7 protein-coding genes are annotated in these 7127 nt (G+C 72.3%); 5 read left to right on the top strand and 2 right to left on the bottom strand.

Annotated features, from left to right (window positions below; genetic code table 11):
• The first annotated feature begins 337 nt into the window (after positions 1 to 337).
• From ACFT7S_RS37245 to ACFT7S_RS37230, 4 genes are all read left to right on the top strand, one after another.
• On the top strand, positions 338 to 751 hold the full coding sequence (locus ACFT7S_RS37245; protein ID WP_382740548.1) for a hypothetical protein: 414 nt from the start codon (positions 338 to 340) through the stop codon (positions 749 to 751).
• A gap of 5 nt (positions 752 to 756) precedes the next feature.
• Entirely contained in the window at positions 757 to 3483 is a 2727-nt protein-coding gene (fxsT, locus tag ACFT7S_RS37240; RefSeq protein ID WP_382740551.1) for an FxSxx-COOH system tetratricopeptide repeat protein, read from the top strand.
• Between the two features lie 9 nt (positions 3484 to 3492).
• A complete protein-coding gene (locus ACFT7S_RS37235) occupies positions 3493 to 4134 on the top strand; it encodes a hypothetical protein (RefSeq protein ID WP_382740546.1) in 642 nt (213 codons plus the stop codon).
• A 66-nt stretch (positions 4135 to 4200) separates the two neighbouring features.
• Positions 4201 to 5469: a Cmx/CmrA family chloramphenicol efflux MFS transporter gene (locus ACFT7S_RS37230; RefSeq protein ID WP_382740543.1), complete on the top strand. Its 1269-nt coding sequence runs from the start codon at positions 4201 to 4203 to the stop codon at positions 5467 to 5469.
• Here ACFT7S_RS37230 and ACFT7S_RS37225 read toward each other — a convergent pair.
• A complete protein-coding gene (locus ACFT7S_RS37225) occupies positions 5420 to 5692 on the bottom strand; it encodes a DUF4031 domain-containing protein (RefSeq protein ID WP_382740540.1) in 273 nt (90 codons plus the stop codon). The two genes, ACFT7S_RS37230 and ACFT7S_RS37225, sit on opposite strands and share 50 nt — an antisense overlap.
• Positions 5689 to 6057, bottom strand: coding sequence for a hypothetical protein (locus ACFT7S_RS37220; RefSeq protein WP_382740538.1), 369 nt, complete (start codon positions 6055 to 6057; stop codon positions 5689 to 5691). The genes ACFT7S_RS37225 and ACFT7S_RS37220 overlap by 4 nt, the downstream gene beginning before the upstream one ends.
• Before the next feature lie 126 nt (positions 6058 to 6183).
• Between ACFT7S_RS37220 and ACFT7S_RS37215 the strand changes: the two genes are divergently transcribed.
• Positions 6184 to 7101 carry a MurR/RpiR family transcriptional regulator gene (locus ACFT7S_RS37215; protein WP_382740535.1) on the top strand — a complete coding sequence of 306 codons (918 nt, stop codon included), beginning with the start codon at positions 6184 to 6186 and terminating at the stop codon, positions 7099 to 7101.
• The last annotated feature ends 26 nt before the right edge of the window (positions 7102 to 7127 follow it).

Raw genomic sequence — 7127 nt, 5'->3', positions numbered from 1 at the left:
GTGTATAAGAGACAGACTCCCAGCCCAGCCCAGCCCAGCCCACTCCCAGCCCCGCCGGCGTTTGAGGCGCGGGGTCTGGGGCGGAGCCCCAGGTTCGGGAAGGGGCGGGTAGGGGAACAGGCTCGCCGCAGGCGCACCGTGCCCGGCGCACCGCACCGCCCCGCACCCCGCACCCCGCACCCCGCACCCCGCACCCGCCCTCACGGGAACAAGCGACGGCCGAGTCCGGCCGTCTCTCCCCTCCCGCCCAACTCCGCGCGGGCGCGGGATGTCGACTGGCATCATGGAGAGGGTCATGAACGTGGCAGCCTGCCCTGGCAGGCAAGTTGGGGGAATTGTGGATGCTTTAACGGTCGCAGGCGAGATCGCGCCCTATGTGACGGCAGCGGTCGGCGCCTACGGCACCGCCGTACTGACCCTCGCCACCGACGCGAGCGCGGACGCCACTGTCGGCCTCGGCCGGCGCATCCTCCAGCGCATCCGCGGCAACCAGGAGGACCCCGCCGACCTCGACCGGCTGGACCAGGCCGTCGCCGAGGCGGCGCAAGCACCCGAGGACGAGGACTTCCAGGCCATGCTCCGGGTCCAGATCAAGAAGGCGCTGCTCGCCGACGCCGCGCTAACGGCGGACATCGCGCGCATGGTCTCCGAGTCCTCGGTGTCCTTCATGGCCTCCGGCGAAGGCGCGGTGGCCGTCCAGCACAACTCCGGGGTCATCAGCACCGGAAGCAACGCACAGATCCAGCGGTGAGCGCCATGACTCCCGTACAGCCGCCCGAGCGTCGCGTCCCCGCCGGTTCCGCGCGCTGGGAGGCGTCGGGCGACCGTGCCGTCGCCGTGGACGCCAACGCGGGGATCATCAGCACGGGCCCGGGGGCCACCATCTACACGGCCCCCGCCGTCCAACTCCCCCCGGCCCAGAGCGTCGCGGAGCCCCGCGGGCAGCGCAACCACAATCTGCCGCGCCCGCCCAGTGCCCTGTTCGTGGGCCGGGACGACGACGTCGTCAGGCTCGGTACGGCGCTGGCCGAGGAGGACGAGCCGGTCACCCGGATCCTGGTCGGGCTCGGCGGTGTCGGCAAGACGAGCCTCACCTTGCAGTACGCCCACCGGTACCGGGCCCAGTACACGACGGTCTGGTGGATCACCGCCGACAACCCGGACGCCATCACGGCCGGGCTCGCCTCGCTCACCAGCCGTCTGCTGCCCGACCTCGCGACCCCGGCCACCACCAACGCGCTGGCCGAGTGGGCGATCACGTGGTTCCAGACGCATCCGGGCTGGCTCGTGGTGTTCGACAACGCGGACGACCCGAGCCACCTCGCGCCGGTCATCAGCCAACTCGACACCGGCCGCCACCTGATCACCAGCCGCCGCACGGCCGGCTGGCACCACCTGGCCTCGCCGCTGCGGCTCGACGTCCTCAGCCCGGCCGACGCCGCCCAACTGCTGATGCGCTCAGCCGGCCACCCCGCGACGGGGGACACGGGCGACGCGACGACCGTGGCCGAACTGGCCGCCGAGCTGGGCCACTTGCCGCTCGCACTGGAGCAGGCCGGTGCCTACATCCACAACCACGCCATCGCCTTCGCCGCCTATCTGGAACGGGTGCGGCGCTACCCGGCCCGGATGTTCGCGACGGCCTACGCGGGCAGCACCGACCGTCGCACCATCGCCCGCGTCTGGCGCGTGACGCTCAGCACCATCGCCGACCGGGACCCGCTCGCCGTGGAGATCCTGCAGACGCTGGCCTGGTTCGCCCCGGACCAACTGCCGCTGGACCTCATCACATCGATGGACGACGACCTGCTGGCGGTGGACGACGCACTGGCGCTCCTCGCCGGCTACAGCATGATCACGCTGGCACCACCCCACCTGCGCGTCCACCGCCTGGTCCAGGCGGTGGCCCGCACGGCGGACCCCGCCGACCCACTGCGTACCGAGGAGGCGATCCTGATGGCGCGAGACCGGGCCGCGAGGATCCTGCTGGACAGCCTGCCGCGCGAGGGGACCGAGGGGGAATCGGGCGCCGCGTCGATCGCCGTCCCCCAGTGGCCCGGCTGGCGGAACCTCCGCCCGCACATCGAAGCCTTCATGGAACTGATGCCGCAGGACCAGGACACCGCCGAGGTCGCCGTCGTGCTGCACGAGACGTCCCGCTTCCTGCTGGACCAGGGCCATGTCCCCCAGGCCGCCCGCTACAGCGAACGGGCCCTCGCCGCCCGCGAGCGCGTCCTCGGCGACGACAGCCCCGAGACACTCTCCACCCGCAACCAGCTGGGGAACATCTACCGCGCCGCCGGAGACCTCGGCCGGGCGATCCCCCTGTACGAGCGGACCGTCGCCGCCCGCGAGCGGGTGCTCGGCGCCGACCACCCGGACACCCTCTCCACCCGGAACTACCTGGCCAACGCCTACCGCGACTCGGGCCGCGTCGACCGGTCGATCCCGCTGTACGAGCGCACCCTCGCCGACCGCGAGCGGGTCCTGGGCCGGGATCACCCGGAGACGCTGATCTCCCGCAACAACCTGGCGAGCGGCTACCGCGACGCGGGCGACCTCGGGCGCTCGATCCCCCTCTTCGAGGCGACGCGCACCGAAGCGGAGCGCGCGTTGGGCCAGGACCACCCCCGTACGCTCCTCTTCCGCAACAACCTCGCCACCGCCTACGAGGCCGCAGGCGATCTGGCCCGCGCCCTCCCCCTGTACGAGCGCACGCTCGCCGACCGGGAGAACCTCCTCGGCGCCACCCACCCCGACACGCTCACCACGCGCAACAACCTGGCGGGCGCCTTGCAGGACACCGGCGGCCTGCCGCGCGCCCTGGAGCTGTACGAGCACACGCTCGCCGACTCCGAGCGCGTGCTCGGCCACGAACACCCCCGTACGCTCCTGGTCCGCAGCAATCTGGCCGACGCACTGGCGCAGGCGGGCGACCGGGGCGCGGCCCGGGCCCTCTGGGAGGCAGTCGTCACGGACTCCGAACGCCTGCTGGGTACCGACCACCCCGACACCCTCCTGGTGCGCGGCAATCTGGCCGGTGTCCTGTGGGAGACGGGTGACCCCGAGCGGGCCACCGCGCTCTGGGAATCGGTCGTCGCGGACTCGGAGCGGGTCCTCGGCGCCGACCACCCGGACACGCTCCTCGCGCGCGGCAACCTCGCCAGCGCCGGACGCTCGGTCGAGCTGTCGGAGCGGGCGCTCGCCGACTGCGTACGCGTACTCGGCGACGATCACCCCCGTACCCTCACCGCGCGCCGCGAGCTGGCGCTCGCCCTCGACGCGGCGGGCGACCTGCCGCAGGCGCTCACGGTGTGCGAGCGCGCGGTCGAGGACTCCGTACGGGCACTGGGCGCGGACCACCTGCGAACCCGCTCCGCACGGGCCACGCTGGCACGACTGCGCCGTGCGTTGGTCGTGCGGGTGCCCCCGCTCGACGGATCGACGTCCCGGCGGGTCCTCCTGAACAACGACACCCCCTAGGGTCGTCCCATGACCGACAGCCTCCGTACCCGCTGGCACGCGGCCCTCGTCGCCGTCCGGGGCGGCGCCGAGGACCCCGACCCGCTGCCGTACGCCGACAACCTCCTGGCGCGCTGGGCCGAACCCCAGCGGCGCTACCACACCACCGCCCACCTGGCTGCGGTCCTGGACCACGTCGACACGCTCGCGGACCATGCGGCGGCCCCCGACGTGGTGCGGCTCGCCGTCTGGTTCCACGACGCGGTCTACCGCCCCGACCGCTCCGAGAACGAGGAGCGCAGCGCCGTACTCGCCGAGCGCGCCCTGTCCGAGGCCGGCGCCCCCGCCGACGTGACCGCCGAGGTGGCCCGCCTGGTACGCCTCACCGTCACCCACGATCCGGCGGACGGCGACACCGACGGCGAGGTGCTGTGCGACGCGGATCTGGCGATCCTGGCGTCCGCCCCGAAGGAGTACGCGGAGTACGCGGCGCAGGTGCGCGAGGAGTACGCCTTCGTCCCCGACGAGGCGTTCCGGGAGGGCCGCGCGGCGGTGCTGCGGCAGCTCCTGGGACTGCCCAGATTGTTTCGTACGCCGCACGGGCTCGCGGAGTGGGAGCCGAGGGCACGGCAGAACCTGATGACCGAACTGGAGCTGCTGTCGGGAATGTGAGCGCCGGAATGGGCGTTGCGGAGTGTCATGCCCGACTCTGTCTCCAGCCGTTCCCGTACTGCCCGTATGCCCCTGGCCGTATACATCTTGGGTCTCTCGGTCTTCGCCCTCGGTACCAGCGAGTTCATGCTGTCCGGGCTGCTGCCACCGATCGCCGAGGACATGGATGTGTCCATTCCGCAGGCCGGACTCCTCATATCGGCGTTCGCGATCGGCATGGTGATCGGCGCCCCGCTGCTGGCCGTGGCCACACTGCGACTGCCGCGCCGCACCACCCTCATCGCGCTGATCTCGGTCTTCGGGCTCGGTCAGATCGCGGGTGCGCTGGCTCCGACGTACGAGGTGCTCTTCGTTTCGCGTGTGGTCAGCGCTTTCGCCTGTGCCGGTTTCTGGGCCGTGGGTGCGGCCGTCGCCATCGCGATGGTCCCGGTGAACGCGCGGGCGCGGGCGATGGCCGTGATGATCGGCGGGCTCTCGATCGCCAATGTGCTGGGTGTGCCGCTGGGTGCCTTCCTCGGTGAGCATCTGGGCTGGCGTTCGGCGTTCTGGGCGGTGGGCGCGGCGTCCGCCGTGGCGCTGGCCGGGGTGGCGACGCTCATCCCACGTATCCCGCTCCCGGACGAGAAGCCGCAGCTCAAGCGGGAGATGTCGATCTACCGTGACCGGCAGGTCTGGCTCTCCGTCGTGATCACGGCGCTCGCGGCGGGCGGTGTCTTCTGCGCGTTCAGCTATCTCGCGCCGCTGCTGACGGATGTGGCGGGGCTGGGCTCGGGCTGGGTGCCGTGGGTGCTCGGGCTGTTCGGGGTCGGTGCGCTGATCGGCACGATGATCGGCGGCCGGGTCGCGGACGCGCACCTCTTCGGGGTGCTGCTGAGCGGGATCACGGCGTCCACGGTCTTCCTGGTGGCGCTGGCCCTGTTCGCCTCCAGCCAGGTCGCCGTGGTCGCGCTGGCCTTCCTGCTGGGCCTCTCTGCGTTCTTCACGGCGCCCGCGCTCAACGCCCGGATGTTCAACGTGGCGGGCGCGGCCCCGACCCTGGCCGGCGCGACGACGACGGCCGCGTTCAACCTGGGCAACACGAGTGGCCCGTGGCTCGGCGGCACGGTGATCGACGCGGACTTCGGCTTCGCGGCGACGGCGTGGGCGGGCGCGGCGATGACTGTGCTGGCGCTGGTGGCGGTGTTCTTCTCGCTCCGGCTGCACCGGGGACCGGCCACCCCGTCCCGCCTGGTCGCTTCGGCGAAGACCACGGCGAACGCGGCGGACGCACCGGACCTCGCCCCCGCTACGCCGGTGCGGGACGCCCTTTCGGTCTCCGTAGACCAGCGGTCGTAAGGCGCCTGACCAGCTCCTTCGAACCGATCTCCCGCGCCCCGGCGCGCACCGCGTCGGCGTAACGCGCCGCCGGTACGTCGTAGTGGTCGCGCTCGAAGGCGCGCGGCGGGCAGCCGATCGAGGCCGCGAAGACGTGCAGCTCGTCGAACGACACATCGCTCACCAGGTGTGACCAGAGCAGCCCGTGCCCCGGCCAGTCCGGCGGGTCTATGTAGAGCGTCAACGTCGCAGCACCCCGCTCAGCCCGCCCACCGGGGCCACCTGCACAGTCGCCTTCGTGCAGACCCAGTGCGGGTCGGGGCCGAGCTCGGGCTCGACGTCGAGCGCGTGCGGACCTTCCTCCACACAGACCGGGCACAGGGGCCAGCGGCCGTACTTCTCCAGCAGGGCGTCCTGTACGTCCTGGGCGATCAGACCGACGACAAAGCCGGCGCCGTCGGGCCACTGCTCGACCCACCACCGGCGGTGCGTCACAGCGTCCTCGACCAGCGAGACGATCTCGGCCTCGGCCACGTCGCCCGCGACAAGATCGGCCATGACGAGTGCCCGGGCCGTGTGCAGCGCCTGTTCCAAGGGGTTCATCTCCATGCAGCCATTGTCCTCCACCGGCGGTGGGCCCCCGGCGGACAGGGCGCGAAGGACGGATCTTGCCCACCAGAGGTAGGGACCAAAGGGGGGGTTGACGGGTGTCACCTTTGAAAATATCTTTCAAAGGTGACCAATGATGTGAAGGAAAGTTTCAGCGCTGCTTCCCCGCCCGCGCCCGCCGCTCTCGCGGCCAAGGTCCGGACCCTCGCACCGTCCATGACCCGCTCCATGCAGCGGGTCGCCGAAGCCGTCGCGGGGGACCCTGCCGGGTGCGCCGCCCTCACCGTCACCGGTCTCGCCGAGCTCACCGGCACCAGCGAGGCCACCGTGGTCCGCACCGCCCGTCTCCTCGGCTACCCCGGCTACCGCGACCTGCGCCTCGCGCTCGCCGGTCTCGCCGCCCACCAGCTGTCCGGCCGCGCACCGGCCGTCACCGCCGACATCACGGTCGACGACCCGATCGCCGACGTGGTCGCGAAGCTCGCCTACGACGAGCAGCAGACCCTCGCCGACACCGCGTCCGGGCTCGACACCGTTCAGCTCGGCGCCGCCGTCGTCGCCGCATCGACCGCCCGCCGCATCGACATCTACGGCGCCGGGGCCTCCTCGCTCGTCGGCCAGGACCTGGCGCAGAAGCTGCTCCGTATCGGCCTGATCGCGCACGCCCACGCCGACCCGCACCTCGCCGTCACCAACGCCGTGCAGCTCCGCTCCGGTGACGTGGCCATCGCGATCACGCACTCCGGCTCCACCAGCGACGTCATCGAGCCGCTGCGGGTCGCCTTCGACCACGGCGCGACGACCGTCGCGATCACCGGCCGCCCCGACGGCCCGGTCTCGCAGTACGCCGACCACGTCCTGACCACGTCCACGGCCCGCGAGAGCGAGCTGCGGCCCGCCGCCATGTCGAGCCGTACGAGCCAACTCCTCGTTGTGGACTGCCTGTTCATAGGCATCGCGCAGCGCACGTACGAGACGGCCGCCCCGGCCCTCGCCGCGTCGTACGAAGCGCTCGCCCACCGCCACAACCCGCGCACCCGCTGACCACCGGACCGCGCACCCCCCGAACC

It is taken from the genome of Streptomyces sp. NPDC057136 (assembly GCF_042670885.1).
In the GTDB taxonomy this organism is placed as follows: domain Bacteria; phylum Actinomycetota; class Actinomycetes; order Streptomycetales; family Streptomycetaceae; genus Streptomyces.
The sequence above is the reverse complement of the archived record's forward strand: the minus strand, read 5'-3'. Positions and strand labels throughout refer to the sequence as shown.

Excerpts from the sequence above, each read along its gene's own strand:
- ACFT7S_RS37235 (WP_382740546.1), top strand. The coding sequence starts at position 3,493 with ATGACCGACAGCCTCCGTACCCGCTGGCACGCGGCCCTCGTCGCCGTC.
- ACFT7S_RS37230 (WP_382740543.1), top strand. The coding sequence starts at position 4,201 with ATGCCCCTGGCCGTATACATCTTGGGTCTCTCGGTCTTCGCCCTCGGT.
- ACFT7S_RS37220 (WP_382740538.1), bottom strand. The coding sequence starts at position 6,057 with ATGGAGATGAACCCCTTGGAACAGGCGCTGCACACGGCCCGGGCACTC.
- fxsT (WP_382740551.1), top strand. The coding sequence starts at position 757 with ATGACTCCCGTACAGCCGCCCGAGCGTCGCGTCCCCGCCGGTTCCGCG.